Raw genomic sequence first — 19,862 nt, 5'->3', positions numbered from 1 at the left:
GGCGCTCAGCGCAGGTTGAGCCAGACCCGCCGCATGGTCGGGTCTTCCGGATCCGGATCGTTGGTGAAGCCCAGGCTGGTCATCAGCGACAGCATCGGCCGGTTGGTCGACAGCACCAGGCCGTCGATGTATTCCAGCCCCTGCTCGCGCGCCGCGTCGATCAGCGCGGTCATCAGCTGGCGGCCCAGGCCGCGCCGCTGCCAGTCGTCGCCGATCACCAGCGCGTATTCCGCGCCGCGCCCGTCAGGGTTGCGCAGGTAGTGCGCAAACCCCACCAGCACTTCGTGCGGATGGCCGCGGTTGGCCGGGTTGGGCACCTGGGTGGCGGCCACCAGCGCCAGCTCGCGGTGGTAGTCCACCTGGGTGTAGCGCGACACCATGCGCGGGGTCAGCTCGCGCATCATCGACACGAATCGCATGTAGCGCGAGCGTTCCGACAGGCCACGGATGAAATCCTGCAGCGGCTGGCCGTCCTCGGGGCGGATGGGCCGCAGCACCCACGGGATGCCGTCGGCGAAACGGCGCACCTGCACCAGGCGCGCCGGGTACGGGTGGATCGCCATGTGCGGATAGCCGGCGGTCTGGGGCGTCTCGCAGCCCGGCTTCTCAGCCAGGGTCATGCGCAGGCCGCCGGCCCGCAGATGGGTCTCGCCGGCATACAGCGGATCGATGTCGAGCGTTTCGATGTCCGGCAGCTCCGACACCATCTCCGAGACCAGCACCAGCGCCTGCTGCAAGGCCTCGGCGGCCAGGTGGCCGACGCGCGGCGCCAGCACCCGGCGCCACAGCCGGCTGCGCTCGATCATCTGGCGCGCCAGGAAGCCGTTGAGCGGCGGCAGGTCGATGCCGCGATCCGATTGCGACAACACCGCGTCCGGGCCGCCGGCGCCGAAGCGGATGACCGGCCCGAACTGCGGATCGCGCCGCACCCGGATCGCCATGGGGCGCGACTCGGGCTCGGCCGCCGCCACGTCCAGCGGCATGTCGCGCAGCGGCACGTAGAACAGCGCGAGCAGCGCGCGGATCTCCGCGGTATTCAACTCGCGCCGGCAATCGGCCCGCACCCGCGCCAGGATTTCGCGCGCGGCGGCCAGGTCGGGCACATGGGTGGCCGGCTCGGGCGGCTGGGTCTGCAGCAGCAGTTGCTGGTTGTAATGATGCGTGGCCAGCACGCCGAACGCGTCGGCGGCGGACTCGGGCGTGCGGAACGCCGAGGTGCCGGCGTCGTCCAGCATGCGCCGCAGCGGCCGCATGCCGGCATCGCCCATGAAGCAGGTGACCACCGGTTTCTTGGCCTTGGGCGCGATCTGCGCCAGCTCGCGCGCCACCGCCGGCATGTCGGCCAGCGCGTCGGGCGCCAGCAGCACCAGCACGCCGTCCACGCCAGTGTCGTCCAGCACCACGTCGAGAATGGCGCGGATACGTTCCGGCGTCAGCGGCACGTAGGTGATGACCGGATTGGCGCTGGCCGCGTCCGGCTCCAGCATCGCCGCCAGCGCGCGCTGCGTGGCCGGCGCCAGGTCGGCCCGCAGCACCGCGGCGTCCGGGCCGATCAGGTCCATGGCCAGTTGGGGAGGCCCGCTGCCGTTGGAGATCAGCGCCACGCGCCGGCCCTTGGGACGGCGCGTGTAGCCCAGCACCTTGACCGCCGAAAACAGCTGCACGAAGTAGCGCACCCGCACCGCGCCGGCGCGCCGCAGGGCGGCGTCGAAGATGGCGTCGGCGCTGTCGGTGTCGGCGCGGCCGGCCTTGAGCACGATGACCGGCTTGACGCTGGCCGCGGCCCGCAGCGTGCTCATGAATTCGCGCGCCGGGCCGACGTCTTCCAGGTACAGCACGATGCTGTCGGTGCGCGGGTCGCTGGCCAGGTAGTCCAGCACCTTGGACAGGCCCACCACCGCCTCGTCGCCCAGCGACACGGCGGTGGAAAAACCGATATGCACGTCCTCGGCCCAGTCCATGACGGCCGCCATGATGGAGCGCGACTGCGCCAGCAGCGCCACGCGGCCGGCGCGCGCCAGCACCGGGTGCTGGCTCAGGTTCAGGCCCGCATGCGGGCGCTGCGCGCCGAACGAGCGCGGCCCCAGCAATTCGCAGCGGTTTTCCTCGGCCCAGGCGCGGCACAGCGCCAGCGTGCCGCGCGGGTACGGGTCGGGCAGCTCGTGCGGCAACAGGATGACCGAGCGCGGGGCCAGCGGGGACAGCCGGCGCAGGGTCTCGGGCAGCACGGCCGGCGAAACGCAAACCAGGGCCAGATCGGGCCGCTCGCCAGCGGCCAGCCCCAGAAGCGTCTCCGGCAGGTCGGGCGCGGCGCCAGGGTCGCAGGCCACCACCGTGGTTTTCGCCTTGAGCGCGGGTGGCAGCGACGTCGCCGCCGGCAGCGGCCGATCGGCGACGATCACCAGCGAACCGGGTTCGAACATCGGGGCAAGAGCGTGTCGCAGCATGGCGGGAACAGGCACTAATCTAAAATAGCGTTCATCGTAACAAGACAACCCCCACGTCCGCTTGATCCAGGCCCGGTCCGCCGCCGCTTCGTGGCGCCGCAGCCGCTATCATTGCCACCTATGACCTCCAACGCCTCCTCCCCTATCCGCACCCGCTTCGCGCCTTCGCCCACCGGCTTCCTGCATCTGGGCGGCGCCCGCACCGCGCTGTTCTCCTGGGCCTTCGCGCGCCACCACAAGGGCACCTTCGTGCTGCGCATCGAAGACACGGACGTCGAACGCTCCACGCCGGAAGCAGTGCAGGCCATCCTGGACAGCATGGACTGGCTCGGCATGCAGCCAGACGAAGGCCCGTTCTACCAGATGCAGCGCATGGACCGCTACCGTGAAGTGGTCGCGCAGATGCTGGCCGCCGGCACCGCCTACCACTGCTACAGCTCGCCCGAGGAAGTCGAGGCCATGCGCGAGGCCGCCCGCGCCCGCGGCGACAAGCCGCGCTACGACGGTACCTGGCGCCCCGAGCCCGGCAAGACCCTGCCGCCGGTGCCCGCAGGCCGCAAGCCGGTGGTGCGCTTCAAGAATCCCCAGGACGGCGCCACCGCCTGGAACGACATGGTCAAGGGCCCCATCAGCTTCGACAACACCGAGCTGGACGACCTGATCATCGCGCGCCCGGACGGCACCCCCACCTACAACTTCTGCGTGGTGGTGGACGACTGGGACATGGGCATTACCCACGTGCTGCGCGGCGATGACCACGTCAACAACACTCCGCGCCAGATCAACATCCTGCGCGCGCTGGGCGCCACCCTGCCCGAATACGGCCACGTGCCCATGATCCTCGGCCCGGACGGCGAAAAGCTGTCCAAGCGCCACGGCGCGGTCAACGTCATGGAGTACGACAACGAGGGCTACCTGCCCGAGGCCATGATCAACTACCTGGCGCGCCTGGGCTGGAGCCACGGCGACGACGAACTCTTCAGCCGCGACCAGCTGGTGGAATGGTTCGACACCCGCCACCTGTCCAAGTCGGCCTCGCAGTGGGACCCGAAGAAGCTGAACTGGGTCAACGCCCACTACATCAAGCAGATGGACAACGCCGAACTGGCCGAACGCGTGGCGCCGCGCGTCGCCCATCGCGGCGGCTATCCGGAAAAGATCGACCTGCCGGGCGTGATGGGCCTGCTCAAGGACCGCGCCGAGACCCTGGAACAACTGGCCGACGGCGCCATGCTGTTCTGCGGCGAGTTCAAGCCGGCCGCGCCGGAGCTGGTCGAGCAGCACCTGACCGCCGCCGCCCGCGAGGCGCTGGCCGACTTCGCCCAGCGCGCCCAGGGCGCCGACTGGACCCGCGAGGCCATCTCGGCGCTGATCAAGGCCGTGCTGGCCGACCGCGGCCTGAAGATGCCGCAACTGGCGATCCCGCTGCGCGTGGCCGTCACCGGCCAGACCCAGACGCCCGCGGTGGACGCGGTGCTGGCCCTGCTGGGCAAGGACGTCGTGATCAAGCGCCTGGCCGCCATCTGATCGGACTTCCGTCCACGAAAAAGCCCCGACCGGCCTGGCCGTTCGGGGCTTTTTTTCGCCTCACGGGCCGGTTACCGTTCCGGCGCCGCGCGGCGGCAGGCATCCCTAGGCGGCCTTGGGCCGCGCCTTCAAGGCCCACGAGAAGAACGCGCCCAGCAGCGGCAGCAACACGGCCGAACCGCCGAACAGCACCGCCGCGCCGGCCTCGTCCACCACCGAGCCGGCCAGCGCCACGCCCGCCGCCTGGCCCATGAACAGGCAGGAGGCGAACCAGGCCACCGCCGTGCCGCGCGCCGACGGCACCATCTGGGTGGCGTTGGTCTGCAAGGTCGCGTGCAGCAGGTAGTAGCCGAAGCCCGCCAGCACGCTGGCAACCAGGCTCCACAACCACACCGGCCCCAGCAGGTACGACAGGAAGGCCACGCCCAGCACCAGCCCGCCCGCCACCGCCAGGCCGCGCTCGCCCAGGCGTTTGAGGATGCGGCCCGCCACCACCGTATAGAGCAGCCCGCCCACCGCGTACACCGCCACCAGCGCGCCGGCCGCCGTCAGCGAGATGTCGAAGCGCTCATGCAGGTAGGACGGCGCGAACGCCAGAGCGCCGAACACCAGCAGGCCCTCGATGAACACCGTGGCCAGCACCACGCGCGCCCATGGCGTGCCCAGCACCAGCCGCGCCTGTGCCACGAAGCCCTGGCGCGGCGCGTTCGGATCGACCACGCCCAGTCCCAGCGCGCGCTGGCGCCGCACTTCCCGGTGCAGCAGCGTGCCCACCACCAGGTAGCCGGCCACCAGCGCCGCGAAGGCCCAGCGCCAGCCCAGGGTATCGGCGAACAGGCCGCCGGCCAGCTGCCCGGCCGCCATGCCCAGGATGGTGCCGGTCAGAAAGCGCGCCAGCGTCGCCTGGCGACGCTCGTAAGGCACGGTGTCGCCGATCCAGGCCATCGACAGCGGCACGATGCCGGCGCCCGCCGCCCCCGACAGGGCGCGGCAGAACACCAGCACGTCCAGCGTCTCGGCCAGGAACGCGCCGGCGCTGCCCAGTGCGCAGGCGAACGTCGCCACGCTGACGACGCGGTATTTGCCGTAGCGGTCGCCGACCGGACCGAAGAACATCTGCAGCACGCCGTAGGCCACCGCGAAAGCGGTGACGGCGCGCGCGGCCTGGCCGGTGCTGGCGCCGAATTCAGCCGCCAGCTGGGGCAGCATGGGATCACAGATACGGAAGGCGCTGGCGCTGACGAAGGCGGCCAGGGCAAGCAGCGCGATGGCGCGCGCTTCGGATGACAGGGCGGGCATGGAGGGCCGGCGGCGCAATGAAGGACGAAGTCCGCACCTTACCGCAGCCGCGCCCGCTTGGCGACGCCGGCGCCCGGATTCCGTCCGCGCGACGGAACGCGGAATCGCCGGCTGCCCCAGGGATCAATACGGCAGGCGATAGCCCTGCGGCATGCGGCGCGCGGTCACGATCTGGCCGCCGCTCTTGAGCTCGCGCAGCGTCAGCTTGGCCTGCTCGACCTTCTCGACACGGTAGCGGTTGATGTAAATCGGATCGGCGGCGTCGACGATCTCGCCGTTCGATTGCGTGGTCTGCATCGTGTAGACGCCGTCCACCACGCTCCAGCAACCCGTCTCGCGCAGCGCCGGACGCGTCTTGCGGCCGATCTTCAGCTGGGTTTCATAGGCCATGCGGCCATCGGCATACAGCACCGTGAGGGCCTGGAAATCGCCGCTGACGCCTTTCGGCTTGGAATTCGAATACCAGGTGCCGACCATGGGATCGCCGCTCTTGGCGGGCACGCATGCCACCGGCTTGGGCGCCGCTTCCGGCTGGGCCTCGGTAATGGAGGCGGGTTTCCTGGCGGCGCAGCCGGCCAGGATCAGAAGGGCGCAGGCCACGCCCGCCGAACGCAAATACACACTGCTCATGAATTCCTCAACACGTCTGTCGACGCGCCGCGCCGCTCAAACCGGCACGCCCCTCGCGCAGCAAACATCACGCACTCTAAAGATGCCCAGGTGAAGAATCAACGACGATCGGCGCCGTGTGCAATTGCGCAACAGTCCTTGCCGGAAACCCCGTGTTTTAAGGGCTCAACGCGCAAAAATGCGTTGGTTTCAAGCGACACTGCGGGCGCCGCGCGCGGCCTTGGCGCGCAGCATTTCCTCCATGCGCGCGGCGGCCGGCGACAGGCTGCGGCCGGCCAGCCGCGTGATGCCCAGTTCGCGCTCGATACGCGGCCGGGCCAACGGCACGAAAACCAGACCGGGCGAATCCGGCGGCACGCCCAGCCGCGCCAGCACCGTCACGCCCACGCCGCGCTCCAGCATCGCCAGCAGCGACATCATGTTGGACACGAACACCTGGCGTTCCATCATGAAGGCGGCCTGCGGATAGTCCGCCAGTTGCCGGTGCGCCACCGTGCCCACCAGCGGCAGCCCGGCGATCTCGCGCCAGGTCACGGACTTGCGCCCCGCCAGGGGATGGCCGCGATGGCAGACCAGTCCGAAGGCATCGCGCAGCAGCGGTTCGAACGCCAGCCGCCGGTCGCGCAGCACCGGGCTGCACACCCCCAGCTCGACCTCGCCCGCCAGCACCATGCGCTCAACGCCTTCGGAATTGTCGTCGAACAGGCGCAGCGCCACCGCCGGGTAGCGCTCGCGATAGGTTGCCACCAGTTCGGGCAGCCAATGGGTCGCCACCGTCGCCACCGATGCCATGGTCAGGGTGCCGGCCTCGTTGCTGGCCAGCCCCGCCAGCGTCCCGGCCACGCGGTCGTGGTGCTCGACCAGTTCGCGCGCCAGCGGCAGGCAGTCCTGGCCGAACCGCGTCAGCGCGTTGCCATTGCCGCGCTCGAACAGCGGCTGGCCCAGGCGCTGCTCCATTTCGCGGATCGACAGCGACAGCGCCGGCTGCGAGCGGAACGCGCGCGCGGCGGCGGCGCGGAAGCTGCGCAATTCGGCCACCAGCAGGAAGTGGCGGTAGTGCGCAATGGAAAGTTCGGGCAAGGCGGGCATCGTGACACCTGATTTGATGAACTTATCAAATCATAGGAAAAATAAAGTTTTCTCATCATAGGGCGGCACTTAACATGGCCGCAATGACTACCGCGACTCTCTCCCCCGCCCGCGCCCAGGCCGTCGATCCGCTCGACTTCAGCCTCGCCGACCGGCTGCCCGCCCGCGCTGCCGGCCAGGGCCGGCTGCTGACCGCTGCCGCGCCCAACGGCAGGCCCGGCCTGCTGCTCGTGCCCGGCGCCTATCACGGCGCCTGGTGCTACGCGCACTACCTGGACTATTTCGCCCGAGCCGGCCTGGCCTGCGCCGCCATCGACCTGCGCGGCCACGGCCCCTTGCCGCAACCGCCCGGCTTCCTCGACACGGGCATCGCCGACCTGGCCGCCGACGTCGTCAGCGCGCTCGACCTGCTGGACGCGCCCACCGTCGTGGTGGGCCACAGCATGGGCGCCCTGCCCGCGCTGCTGGCCGCCAGCCAACGCACCGTCGCCGGCGTGGTGCTGATGGCGCCCTCGCCGCCCGCCAACCTGCCCGGCGCGCTGGGCCTGCCGCCGGTGCCCGCTGACGCCGTGCGCGCCGCGCCCGCCGCCAGCGAGATCCGCGCCCGCTTCCTGGCCACCTCGCCGACGCGCGACGTCAGCGCCGTCACCCAACGCCTGAATCCCGAAAGCCCGCGCGTGCTCAACGACCGTTACCTGCTGCGCGTGCCCGTCGACCCCGCCGCCATCACCGCCCCCGGCCTGTGCCTGGAAGCCGGCCTGGACACCCACGACCGCCATCCGCCCGGCCAGGACCGCGCCATCGCGCGACTGTTCGGCTTTTCCCATGCCGTCCTCGCCCGACAGCCCCATTGCATGATGTACGGCGACGCATGGCGGGCCAGCGCGGACGCGATCCTCGGCTGGTATCGCCAACAGTTCGGCTGACCCGCGACGCCCCTGACGCCCGATACATCCTCAACCATCGACATCCGCCAACGACCGCCAGACAGATCCACCCAGCCCGCGTCCAGCGCGCCATGAAGCACACCGCAAGCCATAGAACATGACGGCGCCAGCGCCGCCCCAGGAGACAAGCATGACCCTCACCGCCTTCGCGCCCCGCGCCTTCCTGCGCCCTGCGCTCGCCGCCGCCAGCCTGCTGCTGGCCGCCACCACGCACGCCGCCGGCTGGCCCGAGAAACCCATCACGCTGATCGTGCCCTCCGCCGCCGGCGGCGCCGCCGACCTCACCGCCCGCACCTTCGCCCAGTTCCTGGGTAAGCAGACCGGCCAGACCGTCATCGTCGAGGACCGCCCCGGCGCCGGCGGCATCGTCGGCACCAATGCCGCCAAGAACGCCGCCGGCGACGGCTACACCTTCCTCTTATCCACCAACTCCACCCACGCCGCCAACCAGTTCCTCTACAAGCGCCTGCCCTACGACGCGCAAAAGGACTTCGTGCAGATCGGCATGCTCGGCACCTTCGGCACCGTGGGCATCGTCGCCCCCGACAGCCCCTATCGCACCGTGCCCGAGCTGGTCGACTACGCCAAGAAGCATCCCGGCGAAGTCTTCTTCGGCTACTACAGCTCGTCCTCGCAAGTGCCGTCCGAACTGTTCAAGCAACGCGCCGGCATCAACATCGGCGCCGCCGGCTACAAGAACATCACCCAGATCATTACCGACCTGCGCGGCAAGCAGATCGGCTTCGCCTTCGTCGACTACCTGACCGCCATGGGCCAGATCGACGGCAAGGGCCTCGCCCCTCTCGCCGTCACCGCCGCCCAGCGCCACCCCGCCTGGCCCGACGTCCCCACCATGTCGACCTACTTCCCCGACTTCATCGTCGCCGGCTGGCTCGGCATCTCCGCCCCCGCCGGCACCCCGCCCGACATCGTCGCCAGGATGAACGCCGCCACCCAGGCCGCCGTCAACGATCCCGCCACCGCCGACAAACTCCGCGCCCTCGGCCTGACCCCCGAAGCCATGGACACCGCCCGCTTCGACACCTTCGTCAAGGAGGACACCGCCCGCTGGAAGGAATGGATCAAGATCTCCGGCATCCAGCCGCAGTAACCGCCCACAGCAAATAAAGAAACGCCCTCTATATATAGAGGGCGTCGCAATATAGAGACCATCAAAAGATTGCGCCCATCGAATCAAGCGCGATGACGCAGGATTCACCAGCCCCTCCCATCACGATCGCGCCGCGCCATTGCCCCCTCGAGCAACGCCTCTCTCCAGCAGCGCGCAGCGTCCGCCGCCTCGACGCAAGACACCCAAATGCCAAAAGGCGGCCGCCCGCGCGGCCGCTTTTTGGCGACCCCGCAAGATCCTCCCTACTCCCCAGATTGACGGCAAAAACGCCAAGCACACAACTCGCCCCAAAGCCCGGCCGTTAAGTCTCATCAAAAGCGGGAGCCGGGGCAGGCGGGGGATGGCGGGGCGTGTAGATGCGCCCGGCGGAAACCGTAGGGAGCCGAAGGCGGACGAGGTTGAGCCCGGGGCAGTCCGGAGCGAACGCTCCGGACCGCAATCGTAGCCCCGCCATCCCCCGCCTGCCCCGGCTCCCGCGACTAAAGAACCCAACCCGCCACAAGAGCCCACATAGAAGCCCCCCCTACAAAGGCAACTTCAACTCATGCTTGATCTCCCGCAACGCCACAATCGTCCGCGTCTGCCGAATCCCAGGCATATTGAACAAGAACCGATGCAAGAACCGGTCATAAGCCTCCGGACTCTCCACAAGAATCTTGAGCAGAAAATCCGAATCCCCCGTCACCGCATAGCACTCGAGAATCTCCGGCGCATCCCGCACCGACCGCTCGAAGTTCTCCACCGTGTTCGCCGAATGCCGCTCCAGACTGATCTGCGCGAACATACAGCCCAGCCCCACCTTGCTGCGATCCACCTGCGCGCTGTAGCCCTGGATCACGCCGCTGGCCTCCAGCGCCTTCACCCGCCGCCACACCGGCGCCGCCGATAGCCCCACCTTTTCTGAAAGCTGCTGCGCCGAGGCCCGGCCATCCTCCTGCAGGGCCTTGAGGATGCCGATATCGGTCTTGTCCATTGCTTTGTCTCCTGTTTGGGTCGAAATTCCGCGAACACGAAATATTCATTGCGAATTATAGGGATAGCACGATCCGAAAACGCAATAAACCCGATGCCTCGCGAACCTATCATGGTGCCGACTACAGGAGCATTCATGATGGACGGCACCCCCGCCCCCGAGCCCACGCTGGACCTCGACTACCAGCTCGCCGACAACCTCACCCGTGAGACCGGCCGCATCTTCCTGACCGGCACCCAGGCCCTGGTGCGCATCATGCTGACCCAGCGCCGCATCGACCGCGAGCGCGGCCTGAACACCGCGGGCTTCGTCTCCGGCTATCGTGGCTCGCCCCTGGGCGGCGTCGACATGGCGATGTGGAAGGCGCAGAAGGCGCTGGACGCCAACCAGATCTCGTTCCTGCCCGGCATCAACGAAGACATGGCCGCCACCGCCGTCATGGGCACCCAGCAGGCCGGCGTGCGCGCCGACCGCAATGTCGATGGCGTCTTCGCCATGTGGTACGGCAAGGGCCCCGGCGTGGATCGCGCCGGCGACGCCCTGCACCACGGCAACGCCGCCGGCGCCTCGCGTCACGGCGGCGTGCTGGTGGTGGTGGGCGACGACCACACCGCCGTCTCCTCCTCGATCCCGCACGCCAGCGAAGCCTCGCTGATCGGCTGGCAGATGCCCATCGTGCACCCGGCCTCGATCGACGAATACGAGACCTTCGCGCTGTGGGGCTGGGCCCTGTCGCGCCATTCCGGCGCCTGGGTCGCCTTCAAGGCCGTGTCCGAGACCATCGAAAGCGGTCACTCGTTCACCCCCGCGCCGGTGCGCCACTACGACATGCCGGCCGATCCCGACCTGCCGCCGGAAGCGCTGGAATACTCCGCCCGTGACTTCCTGTCGCTGGCGGTCGAAACCCGCATGAACCTGCGCATGAAGGCGGTCGCCGCCTTCGCCCGCCGCCACAGCATCGACCGCCTCACCTGTCCGGCGCCCAAGGCCACCGTCGGCATCGTCACCGTCGGCAAGGCCCACCTGGACGCCATGGAAGCGCTGACGCGCCTGGGCGTGGACACCGTCACCGCCAATGCGCCGGTGCGCATCTACAAGCCGGGCCTGACCTGGCCGCTGGACGCCGAACGCATGCTCGAGTTCGCGCGCGGCCTCTCGCACATCCTCGTGATCGAGGAAAAAGGCGCCGTGGTCGAGACCCAGCTCAAGGACCTGCTGTTCAACCTGCCCGAGCGCGCCACCGTGGTCGGCAAGAAGGGTTTCGACGGCGAGACGCTGGTGCCGTCCGCCGGCCAGTTGCGCCCGTCGTTGCTGGCGCGGCCGCTGGCCCAATGGCTGTCGCGCAGCGCCGGCCTGCAGCCCGGCGTCGACCTGGCCACCTTCGACTGCCAGGACATGCTGTCCAACGACGCCGACGGCATGCGCCGCCGCCCCTATTTCTGTTCCGGCTGTCCGCACAGCACCTCGACCAAGGTGCCGGAAGGCAGCCAGGCGCTGTCGGGCGTGGGCTGCCACTACATGGCCGCCTGGATGGACCGCGACACCGGCGGCCTGACCCAGATGGGCGGCGAAGGGGTCGACTGGATCGGCCTGTCGCGCTACACCAGGATGCCGCATATCTTCCAGAACATGGGGGAAGGCACCTACTACCACTCCGGCTACCTGGCGATCCGCCAGGCCGTGGCCGCCAAGGCCAACATCACCTACAAGATCCTGTTCAACGACGCCGTAGCCATGACCGGCGGCCAGCCGGTGGATGGCCCGATCTCGGTGCCGCAGATCTGCCAGCAGCTGCGCGGCGAGAACGTCGCCCGCATCGTCGTCACCAGCGATGAGCCCGAGAAATACCGGGGCGTGGACCTGGGCGCCGGCATCAAGGTGCATCACCGCCGCGAGCTCGACGCCCTGCAGCGCGAGCTGCGCGAGATCCCCGGCGTCACCGTGCTGATCCACGACCAGACCTGTGCCGCCGAAAAGCGCCGCCGCAGGAAGAAGAACCAGTTCCCCGATCCGGCCCGCCGCATGCTGATCAACAGCGCCGTGTGCGAAGGCTGCGGCGACTGCGGCGTGAAATCGAACTGCCTGTCGGTGGTGCCGCTGGAAACGCCCTACGGCCGCAAGCGCGCCATCGACCAGTCCAGCTGCAACAAGGACTACTCCTGCGCCGAAGGCTTCTGCCCCAGCTTCGTCTCGGTCATGGGCGGCAAGCCCAGAAAGAGCGCCGCGCCCAAGGCCGACCAGGAACGCCTGCAACGCCTGATCCAGCAACTGCCGCTGCCGCACCCCCCGGCGCTGGAACGCCCCTACCGCCTGCTGGTGGCGGGCATGGGCGGCACCGGCGTCATCACCATCGGCGCCATCGTCTCGATGGCCGCGCACCTGGAAGGCCTGTCGGCCGCGGTGCTGGACCTGACCGGCCTGGCGCAGAAGGGCGGCACGGTCGTCAGCCACATCCGCCTGGCGCCCGCGGGCGCGGCCGCCGGCCCGGTGCGCCTGGACTGGCAGCAGGCCGACGCCGCCATCCTGTGCGATCCGGTCGCCGCCGTGGCGCCCGACTCGCTCGGCGCGCTGCGCCGCGGCCACACCCAGGTCACCGTCAACACCTACGTCGCGCCGGTGTCCGATTTCACCCGCAACCCGGACGCCGCCATGCGGCCGGAAGCGCTGCTGGCCAAGATCCGCCACGCCGCCGGCGACGACCACACCGCCGCCATCGACGCGCACGAGGCCGCGCTGGCGCTGTTCGGCGACAGCATCCTGTCGAACATGTTCATGCTGGGCTACGCCTGGCAGCGCGGCGGCGTGCCGCTGTCGCAGGCCGCCATCAACCGCGCCATCGAACTGAACGGCGTCGCCGTGGCCGCCAACCGCGCCGCGTTCGACAGCGGCCGCCTCGCCGCGCACCAACCCGAAGCGCTGGACGGCGCGCTGCGCCCGCGCGCCCAGGTGGTGCAACTGCATGTGCCGGAAACGTTCGAGCGCGCCGTGGCGCGCCGCGTCGAGGACCTGACCGCTTACCAGGACGCCGCCTACGCGCAGGCCTATCGCGACGTGGTCGAGCGCGTCGCCGCGCGCGAACGCGAGCTGGCGCCCGACGCCAGGACGCCGCGCCTGGCCATGGCGGTGGCGCGCGGCCTGTTCAAGCTGATGGCCTACAAGGACGAATACGAAGTCGCCCGCCTCTATACCGGCGAAGCCTTCCAGGCCCAGCTCAAGGGCCAGTTCGAAGGCGACTACAGCCTGCGCTTCCACATGGCGCCGCCGATCTTCGCGCGCAAGGACCCGCGCACCGGCGTGCCGCGCAAAATGACGCTGGGCCCGCGCACCATGACCGCGCTCAAGCTGCTGACCCGTTTCAAGCGCCTGCGCGGCACCTGGTTCGATCCGTTCGGCCACACGGCCGAGCGCAAGATGGAGCGGGCCCTGGTGGTCGAATACCGCCAGACCATAGACCAGTTGCTCGCAGGGTTGAATCGCGACAACCTGGCGCAAGCGGCTACAATCGCCGCCCTTGCAGAAACCATCCGCGGCTTCGGCCACGTGAAGGCTGCGAACGTCGAGAAGTACAGGACGGAGCTGGCCCGCTTGATGCAAAGCTATACGGCGCCTGCCCCGCGCGATGTACCCCTGCGGAAAACCGCATAAACACTCGCGCTGAGCGGCATTCTCCTGGGCGCGCCTTGCTAGGCGCGCCCAGTGCATTTAGTAACAATGTTTTGGGAACCTGATCCTATCTTCTTCTTGTAGCTGTCGTACTCGATCACTAGAATTAGTGTCCAACGAGGGGTGCTACACTATATGTTGTGGTCGCCTAACCGCTGATACTCGTCGGCCACGCCATGCGGATTCGTCCGTCCAAGCGTTGCGACCCCCTCAATAAGATCCAAATTTCGTACCTGACATGACGTCGTCATGTCGCTATCTACGCGCTTTTCGCACAGGAGCTTCCATGCAGACTACGATCGCCTCTGTGACCCGGCCCTCGGCCGTGCCGCCCTCTCAAACCGATTCCCCGGCCGACGCCAACGGCGGGCAATGGGCCAGCTACAACATCATCCGCCGCAATGGCTCGGTGGTCGGGTTCGAACCCGGCAAGATCGCCATCGCCATGACCAAGGCCTTCCTGGCCGTGAACGGCGGCCAGGGCGCGGCCTCGGCCCGCGTGCGCGAGCTGGTTGAACAGCTGACGACCCAGGCCGTCAACGCGCTGGTGCGCAACCGCCCGGGCGGCGGCACCTTCCATATCGAAGACGTGCAGGACCAGGTCGAACTGGCCCTGATGCGCTCGGGCCAGCATGACGTCGCCCGCGCCTATGTGCTCTATCGCGAAAAGCGCACGCAGGAACGCGCCGCCGCCGCGGCCGCCGAAGGCCAGCAGAAGGCCGACACGACGCCGCAGGAAAACGTGCTGCACGTCACGGACGCGGGTGTCCGCCGTCCGCTGGACATCGCCGAACTGCGCGCCACCATCGTCGCCGCCGGTGAAGGCCTGGCCGAATTCATCGACTCCGAAGCCATCCTGAAGGAAACGGTCAAGAACCTGTACGACGGCATCCCCGTCGACGAAGTGTTCAAGTCCGCCATCCTGTCGGCGCGCGCGCTGGTCGAGAAGGACCCGGCCTACAGCCAGGTCACCGCCCGCCTGCTGCTGCACACGATCCGCAAGGAAGTGCTGGGCGAGGAAGTCTCGCAGGACGGCATGGCCGCCCGCTACGCCGAGTACTTCCCCACCTTCATCGCCCGCGGCATCGAAGGCGGCCTGCTGTCGCCCGACCTGGCCAGCTATGACCTGACCAAGCTGGGCAAGGCCCTGAACGCCAAGCGCGACCTGCAGTTCGGCTACCTCGGCCTGCAGACCCTGTACGACCGCTACTTCCTGCACATCCGCGGCACCCGCATCGAACTGCCGCAGGTGTTCTTCATGCGCGTGGCCATGGGCCTGGCGCTGCGCGAGACCGACCGCGAAGCCCGCGCCATCGAGTTCTACGAAATCCTGTCGTCGTTCGACTTCATGAGCTCGACCCCGACGCTGTTCAACTCGGGCACCCTGCACTCGCAACTGTCGTCGTGCTACCTGACCACCGTCTCCGACGACCTGGAAGGCATCTACGACGCCATCAAGGAAAACGCGCTGCTGGCCAAGTACGCCGGCGGCCTGGGCAACGACTGGACCCCGGTGCGCGCGCTGCGCAGCCACATCAAGGGCACCAACGGCGAAAGCCAGGGCGTGGTCCCGTTCCTGAAGGTCGTCAACGACACCGCCGTGGCGGTGAACCAGGGCGGCAAGCGCAAGGGCGCGGTCTGCACCTACCTGGAATCGTGGCACCTGGACATCGAGGAATTCCTCGAACTGCGCAAGAACACCGGCGACGAGCGCCGTCGCACCCACGACATGAACACGGCGAACTGGATTCCCGACCTGTTCATGAAGCGCGTCATGGAAGGCGGCGAATGGACCCTGTTCTCGCCGTCCGACTGCCCCGACCTGCACGACAAGTACGGCAAGGCCTTCGAAGAAGCCTACGTCGGCTATGAAGCGCGCGTCGCCAGCGGCGACCTGAAGCTGTTCAAGAAGATGCCGGCGCTGACCCTGTGGCGCAAGATGCTGTCGATGCTGTTCGAAACCGGCCACCCGTGGATCACGTTCAAGGATCCGTGCAACATCCGTTCGCCGCAGCAGCACGTCGGTGTGGTCCACAGCTCGAACCTGTGCACCGAGATCACGCTGAACACCAACGAATCGGAAATCGCGGTTTGCAACCTGGGTTCGGTGAACCTGGTCGCGCACATGAAGCCGGCCGCTGGCGGCGGTTTCGAACTCGACCACGACAAGATCAAGCGCACCGTCAGCATCGCCATGCGCATGCTCGACAACGTCATCGACATCAACTATTACGCCGTCGACAAGGCCCGCAACTCCAACGCGCGCCATCGTCCGGTGGGCATGGGCATCATGGGTTTCCAGGACTGCCTGCAGATGATGCGCGTGCCGTACGCATCGCAAGCCGCCGTCGAATTCGCCGATCGTTCGATGGAAGCGGTGTGCTATCACGCCTACTGGGCCTCGAGCCTGCTGGCCGAAGAACGTGGCCGCTATCAATCGTACGAAGGCTCGCTGTGGTCGCGTGGCATCCTGCCGCAAGACACGTTGAAGATGCTGCGTGACGAACGCGGTGGTCATGTCGAGGTCGATGAATCGAGCACGCTCGATTGGGATGCGTTGCGCGCGCGCATCAAACAACATGGCATGCGCAACTCCAATTGCATCGCAATCGCCCCAACCGCGACTATTTCCAATATCATTGGTGTATCTGCGTGCATCGAACCCACTTTCCAGAACTTGTACGTCAAATCGAATCTCTCCGGCGAGTTCACGGTCGTTAACGATTACCTCGTGCGTGACCTGAAGAAACTCGGTCTCTGGGACGAAGTCATGGTCGCCGACCTCAAGTACTTCGACGGCAGCCTGTCCCGCATCGATCGCGTACCTTCCGAACTCCGCGAACTCTACGCCACCGCGTTCGAAGTCGAACCGAGCTGGCTGGTGGAATGCGCCTCGCGTCGCCAGAAGTGGATCGATCAAGCCCAGTCGCTGAACATCTACATGGCCGGCGCTTCCGGCAAGAAGCTGGACGACACCTACAAGCTGGCCTGGAAGCGTGGCCTGAAGACGACCTATTACCTGCGTACCCTTGGCGCCACCAGCGCCGAGAAGTCGACGGGACGCGGCGGCGAACTGAACGCCGTCAGCGCCGGTGGCCAGTCCACCGCGGCCCCCGTGTCCGCTGCACCTGTTTTGCCGGAACCCGAAGTTCTCGGGGCGGTTTGCACCATGCGGCCGGGCGACCCCGGCTTCGAAGAGTGCGAAGCCTGCCAATAACCGCCTCCGGAGAATGAATCATGATTAATTGGGAAGACGACACCCTCGCCACGCAACCTGCACAAGCCCCCGCGCCCGCGGCGGGCGGGCAGGCTGTGCCCGAAGTCCGGGCGGCGACCGGCGTGTTCGGTGACACCGCCATGCCGACCCCAGCCGCGCCGCAGCATGCGGCCGGCCTGGCGGCCAGCGGCAGCGCCACCTCGCAACGCGTGAAGGTTGCCGACAAGCGCATCATCAACGGCCAGACCGACGTCAACCAGCTGGTGCCGTTCAAGTACAAGTGGGCATGGGAGAAATACCTGGCCACGTGCGCGAACCACTGGATGCCGCAAGAAATCAACATGTCGCGCGACATCGCCCTCTGGAAGAACCCGAACGGGCTCACCGAGGACGAGCGCCGCATCGTCAAGCGCAACCTGGGTTTCTTCGTCACGGCCGACTCGCTGGCCGCGAACAACATCGTGCTGGGCACCTACCGCCACATCACGGCGCCCGAATGCCGCCAGTTCCTGCTGCGCCAGGCATTCGAGGAAGCCATCCACACGCACGCCTATCAATACATCGTCGAAAGCCTGGACCTGGACGAAGCGGAGATCTTCAACGCTTACAACGAAGTGCCGTCCATCCGCGCCAAGGACGAGTTCCTGATTCCGTTCATCGACGCGATCGCGGACCCCAACTTCAAGACGGGCACGCCCGAAGCCGACCAGACGCTGCTGAAGTCGCTGATCGTCTTCGCGTGCCTGATGGAAGGCCTGTTCTTCTACGTTGGCTTCACGCAGATCCTGGCGCTGGGTCGCCAGAACAAGATGACCGGCGCCGCCGAGCAGTACATGTACATCCTGCGCGATGAATCCATGCACTGCAATTTCGGCATCGACCTGATCAACACCGTCAAACTGGAAAATCCGCATCTGTGGACGCCGGAATTCCGCGAAGAAATTCGAGAACTCTTCCGCAAAGCGGTCGAACTCGAATACGCTTACGCCGAAGACACGATGCCGCGTGGCGTGTTGGGCTTGAACGCTCCCATGTTCAAATCCTACCTGCGCTTCATCGCCAACCGTCGTTGCCAGCAAATCGGTATCGAACCGCTGTACCCGCAGGAAGAGAATCCCTTCCCGTGGATGGCGGAAATGATCGATCTTAAGAAGGAACGCAACTTTTTTGAAACTCGCGTGATCGAATACCAAACCGGTGGCACGCTGAGCTGGGAGTAACGCAGTTCGCCTTCGGGCCCGGCGCGGGCACGCTCTTGCAAGAGCGTTGCGTTCGCGCCAGGCCTTGAGGGTGATCTCCCAGGTCAGGGTGTTTTCGAACACGTAGAACAAGCGGTAGGCGGTCTGTGATCAGACTGCCCACCGGCGCCATTTGAAATGGCTCGCGCCAAAGGAGCGGGGGCCATATCAAATGGCTGTGCCGAATTCATTAGCGCAAACCGTAGTAGCTGTTGCTCGCACAGAACAGCGGCATGCGCCGATGAATAGCCCGGGCACGGTTCGCCTTGTTGGCGGATCGGGGCACGGGTTTAAGTTCTGGGACCCCTGAACCTAAGGAGCATGACCATGGCAACAGCCAAGAAAGCCGTAAAGAAAGCGGTGAAGAAGCCCGCCGCCAAGAAGGCAGTAGCGAAGAAGGCCGCCCCGGCCAAGAAAGCTGCCGTCAAGAAGGTAGCCGTCAAGAAGGTCGCCGCCAAGAAGCCGGCGGTGAAGAAGGTTGCCGCCAAGAAGCCGGCCGCCAAGAAGGTCGCGAAGAAAGCGGTAGCCAAGAAGGCCGTCGCCAAGAAAGTCGCGGCCAAGAAGCCGGTAGCCAAGAAGGCAGCGGCCAAGAAGGTCGTCGCCAAGAAGGCGGTTGCCAAGAAGGCCGTCGCCAAAAAGGCCGTCGCCAAGAAAGCGGTAGCCAAGAAGGTCGTCGCCAAGAAGGCGGTTGCCAAGAAGGCCGTCGCCAAGAAGGCGGTTGCCAAGAAGGCCCCGGCCAAGAAGGCGGTTGCCAAGAAGGTCGTAGCCAAGAAGGCGCCGGCCGCCAAGAAGCCCGCTGCCAAGCCGGCTGCCAAGCCCGCCGCTGCCAAGAAGCCCGCTGCGAAGAAAGCCGCTCCGAAGAAGCCCGCCACGCCGCCGTCCACGGCCGCTGCCCCGGGCGCGAAGACCGCGCTGAACCCCGCCGCGTCGTGGCCGTTCCCGACGGGTGGCCGTCCGTAATCGGACCGGTCATAACGGTAGCAGTACCTCAAACCGCCTGGCCCTGGCCAGGCGGTTTTTATTCGGGCGCCAGCCGCGTCAATCTCATTTCGCCGCGGCCATCCGGACAGCGCCGTTGACGCCTTGGCGTGAGACAATAAATGTTGTCTTCATTAGGTAGATCGCGTCCATGCTCGGTGAAATCCTCCGCTTCCTGCTCGAAATCGCGTTCACGCTGTTCGGCGCCGCCCTGATCGCCCGCGCCTGGATGCACGCGATCCGGTTGCATCCGTTCAATCCGCTGGCGCGCGTCATCTACCAGGCCACCAACTGGCTGGTGCTGCCGCTGCGCAAGATCATTCCGGCGGGCAACAAGATCGACTGGACCAGCCTGGTGGCCACCTGGCTGGCCGCGCTGGTGTACCTGGTGCTGATCTGGCTGGTCGCCATCGGCGCCCTGATCCCCGCCGTGCTGCTGCCCTCGGCCATGCTGTCGGCGCTGCTGATGGCGCTCAAGTGGGCGCTGAACCTGGTGGTGTGGCTGACGCTGATCCAGGCGGTGCTGTCGTGGGTCAATCCGATGGCGCCGATGATGCCGCTGCTGCAGGCGCTGACCGCGCCCATGCTCGATCCCATCCGCCGGCTGCTGCCGCGCACCTCGATCGACTTCTCGCCGCTGGTGCTGCTGATCGTGGCCCAGGTGCTGTTGATGGTCCTTGCCCGCCTGAGCTACGGCCTGATGGGCGTCTGAAAACGACGAC

13 protein-coding genes are annotated in these 19,862 nt (G+C 67.3%); 8 read left to right on the top strand and 5 right to left on the bottom strand.

The features are described from left to right. Positions 1-5 precede the first annotated feature (5 nt). Positions 6-2,447 carry a GNAT family N-acetyltransferase gene (locus ABFG95_RS18015; RefSeq protein WP_278993071.1) on the bottom strand — a complete coding sequence of 814 codons (2,442 nt, stop codon included), beginning with the start codon at positions 2,445-2,447 and terminating at the stop codon, positions 6-8. A 120-nt stretch (positions 2,448-2,567) separates the two neighbouring features. On the opposite strand from ABFG95_RS18015, the gene gltX reads away from it, so the two are divergent. Next, positions 2,568-3,974 carry a glutamate--tRNA ligase gene (gltX, locus tag ABFG95_RS18010; protein WP_054416265.1) on the top strand — a complete coding sequence of 469 codons (1,407 nt, stop codon included), beginning with the start codon at positions 2,568-2,570 and terminating at the stop codon, positions 3,972-3,974. Between the two features lie 105 nt (positions 3,975-4,079). On the opposite strand, the gene ABFG95_RS18005 is transcribed toward gltX, so the two are convergent. The 3 genes from ABFG95_RS18005 to ABFG95_RS17995 all read right to left on the bottom strand — a co-directional run bounded on the left by ABFG95_RS18005 (position 4,080) and on the right by ABFG95_RS17995 (position 6,992). Then, positions 4,080-5,273, bottom strand: coding sequence for an MFS transporter (locus ABFG95_RS18005; RefSeq protein WP_278993074.1), 1,194 nt, complete (start codon positions 5,271-5,273; stop codon positions 4,080-4,082). 123 nt (positions 5,274-5,396) lie between these two features. Further along, a complete protein-coding gene (locus tag ABFG95_RS18000) occupies positions 5,397-5,903 on the bottom strand; it encodes a hypothetical protein (protein ID WP_049071152.1) in 507 nt (168 codons plus the stop codon). Positions 5,904-6,092: 189 nt separating this feature from the next. Beyond that, positions 6,093-6,992: a LysR family transcriptional regulator gene (locus ABFG95_RS17995; RefSeq protein ID WP_049071150.1), complete on the bottom strand. Its 900-nt coding sequence runs from the start codon at positions 6,990-6,992 to the stop codon at positions 6,093-6,095. An 83-nt stretch (positions 6,993-7,075) separates the two neighbouring features. On the opposite strand from ABFG95_RS17995, the gene ABFG95_RS17990 reads away from it, so the two are divergent. After that, positions 7,076-7,918, top strand: a complete 843-nt coding sequence (locus ABFG95_RS17990; RefSeq protein WP_278993077.1) for an alpha/beta fold hydrolase — start codon at positions 7,076-7,078, stop codon at positions 7,916-7,918. Between the two features lie 151 nt (positions 7,919-8,069). Beyond that, on the top strand, positions 8,070-9,050 hold the full coding sequence (locus tag ABFG95_RS17985; RefSeq protein WP_059269261.1) for a tripartite tricarboxylate transporter substrate binding protein: 981 nt from the start codon (positions 8,070-8,072) through the stop codon (positions 9,048-9,050). A gap of 544 nt (positions 9,051-9,594) precedes the next feature. Here ABFG95_RS17985 and ABFG95_RS17980 read toward each other — a convergent pair. Next, complete coding sequence (locus tag ABFG95_RS17980) at positions 9,595-10,044, bottom strand: Lrp/AsnC family transcriptional regulator (protein ID WP_049071146.1); 450 nt, start codon at positions 10,042-10,044, stop codon at positions 9,595-9,597. 138 nt (positions 10,045-10,182) lie between these two features. Between ABFG95_RS17980 and ABFG95_RS17975 the strand changes: the two genes are divergently transcribed. From ABFG95_RS17975 to ABFG95_RS17955, 5 genes are all read left to right on the top strand, one after another. Continuing rightward, entirely contained in the window at positions 10,183-13,689 is a 3,507-nt protein-coding gene (locus tag ABFG95_RS17975) for an indolepyruvate ferredoxin oxidoreductase family protein (RefSeq protein WP_278992332.1), read from the top strand. Positions 13,690-13,993: 304 nt separating this feature from the next. Then, the gene (locus ABFG95_RS17970; RefSeq protein ID WP_049071145.1) at positions 13,994-16,924 is read left to right on the top strand and encodes a ribonucleoside-diphosphate reductase subunit alpha; all 2,931 of its coding nucleotides are present in this window, start codon (positions 13,994-13,996) and stop codon (positions 16,922-16,924) included. Positions 16,925-16,944: 20 nt separating this feature from the next. Then, positions 16,945-18,144 (top strand): ribonucleotide-diphosphate reductase subunit beta, encoded by a 1,200-nt coding sequence (locus ABFG95_RS17965; RefSeq protein ID WP_175145852.1) that lies wholly within the window; start codon positions 16,945-16,947, stop codon positions 18,142-18,144. Positions 18,145-18,489: 345 nt separating this feature from the next. Further along, positions 18,490-19,122, top strand: coding sequence for a histone H1-like DNA-binding protein (locus ABFG95_RS17960; RefSeq protein ID WP_081330447.1), 633 nt, complete (start codon positions 18,490-18,492; stop codon positions 19,120-19,122). A 169-nt stretch (positions 19,123-19,291) separates the two neighbouring features. Beyond that, positions 19,292-19,852 carry a YggT family protein gene (locus ABFG95_RS17955; RefSeq protein ID WP_049071142.1) on the top strand — a complete coding sequence of 187 codons (561 nt, stop codon included), beginning with the start codon at positions 19,292-19,294 and terminating at the stop codon, positions 19,850-19,852. Positions 19,853-19,862: the final 10 nt, after the last annotated feature.

Source organism: Achromobacter sp. HNDS-1 (assembly GCF_040084795.1).
GTDB classification, from domain to species: domain Bacteria; phylum Pseudomonadota; class Gammaproteobacteria; order Burkholderiales; family Burkholderiaceae_B; genus Achromobacter; species Achromobacter ruhlandii.
The sequence above is the reverse complement of the archived record's forward strand: the minus strand, read 5'-3'. Positions and strand labels throughout refer to the sequence as shown.

Bases quoted from the DNA above. Each gene is read 5' to 3' on its own strand.
- ABFG95_RS18015 (WP_278993071.1), bottom strand. From the start codon at position 2,447: ATGCTGCGACACGCTCTTGCCCCGATGTTCGAACCCGGTTCGCTGGTG.
- gltX (WP_054416265.1), top strand. From the start codon at position 2,568: ATGACCTCCAACGCCTCCTCCCCTATCCGCACCCGCTTCGCGCCTTCG.
- ABFG95_RS18005 (WP_278993074.1), bottom strand. From the start codon at position 5,273: ATGCCCGCCCTGTCATCCGAAGCGCGCGCCATCGCGCTGCTTGCCCTG.
- ABFG95_RS18000 (WP_049071152.1), bottom strand. From the start codon at position 5,903: ATGAGCAGTGTGTATTTGCGTTCGGCGGGCGTGGCCTGCGCCCTTCTG.
- ABFG95_RS17995 (WP_049071150.1), bottom strand. From the start codon at position 6,992: ATGCCCGCCTTGCCCGAACTTTCCATTGCGCACTACCGCCACTTCCTG.
- ABFG95_RS17990 (WP_278993077.1), top strand. From the start codon at position 7,076: ATGACTACCGCGACTCTCTCCCCCGCCCGCGCCCAGGCCGTCGATCCG.
- ABFG95_RS17985 (WP_059269261.1), top strand. From the start codon at position 8,070: ATGACCCTCACCGCCTTCGCGCCCCGCGCCTTCCTGCGCCCTGCGCTC.
- ABFG95_RS17980 (WP_049071146.1), bottom strand. From the start codon at position 10,044: ATGGACAAGACCGATATCGGCATCCTCAAGGCCCTGCAGGAGGATGGC.
- ABFG95_RS17975 (WP_278992332.1), top strand. From the start codon at position 10,183: ATGGACGGCACCCCCGCCCCCGAGCCCACGCTGGACCTCGACTACCAG.
- ABFG95_RS17970 (WP_049071145.1), top strand. From the start codon at position 13,994: ATGCAGACTACGATCGCCTCTGTGACCCGGCCCTCGGCCGTGCCGCCC.
- ABFG95_RS17965 (WP_175145852.1), top strand. From the start codon at position 16,945: ATGATTAATTGGGAAGACGACACCCTCGCCACGCAACCTGCACAAGCC.
- ABFG95_RS17960 (WP_081330447.1), top strand. From the start codon at position 18,490: ATGGCAACAGCCAAGAAAGCCGTAAAGAAAGCGGTGAAGAAGCCCGCC.
- ABFG95_RS17955 (WP_049071142.1), top strand. From the start codon at position 19,292: ATGCTCGGTGAAATCCTCCGCTTCCTGCTCGAAATCGCGTTCACGCTG.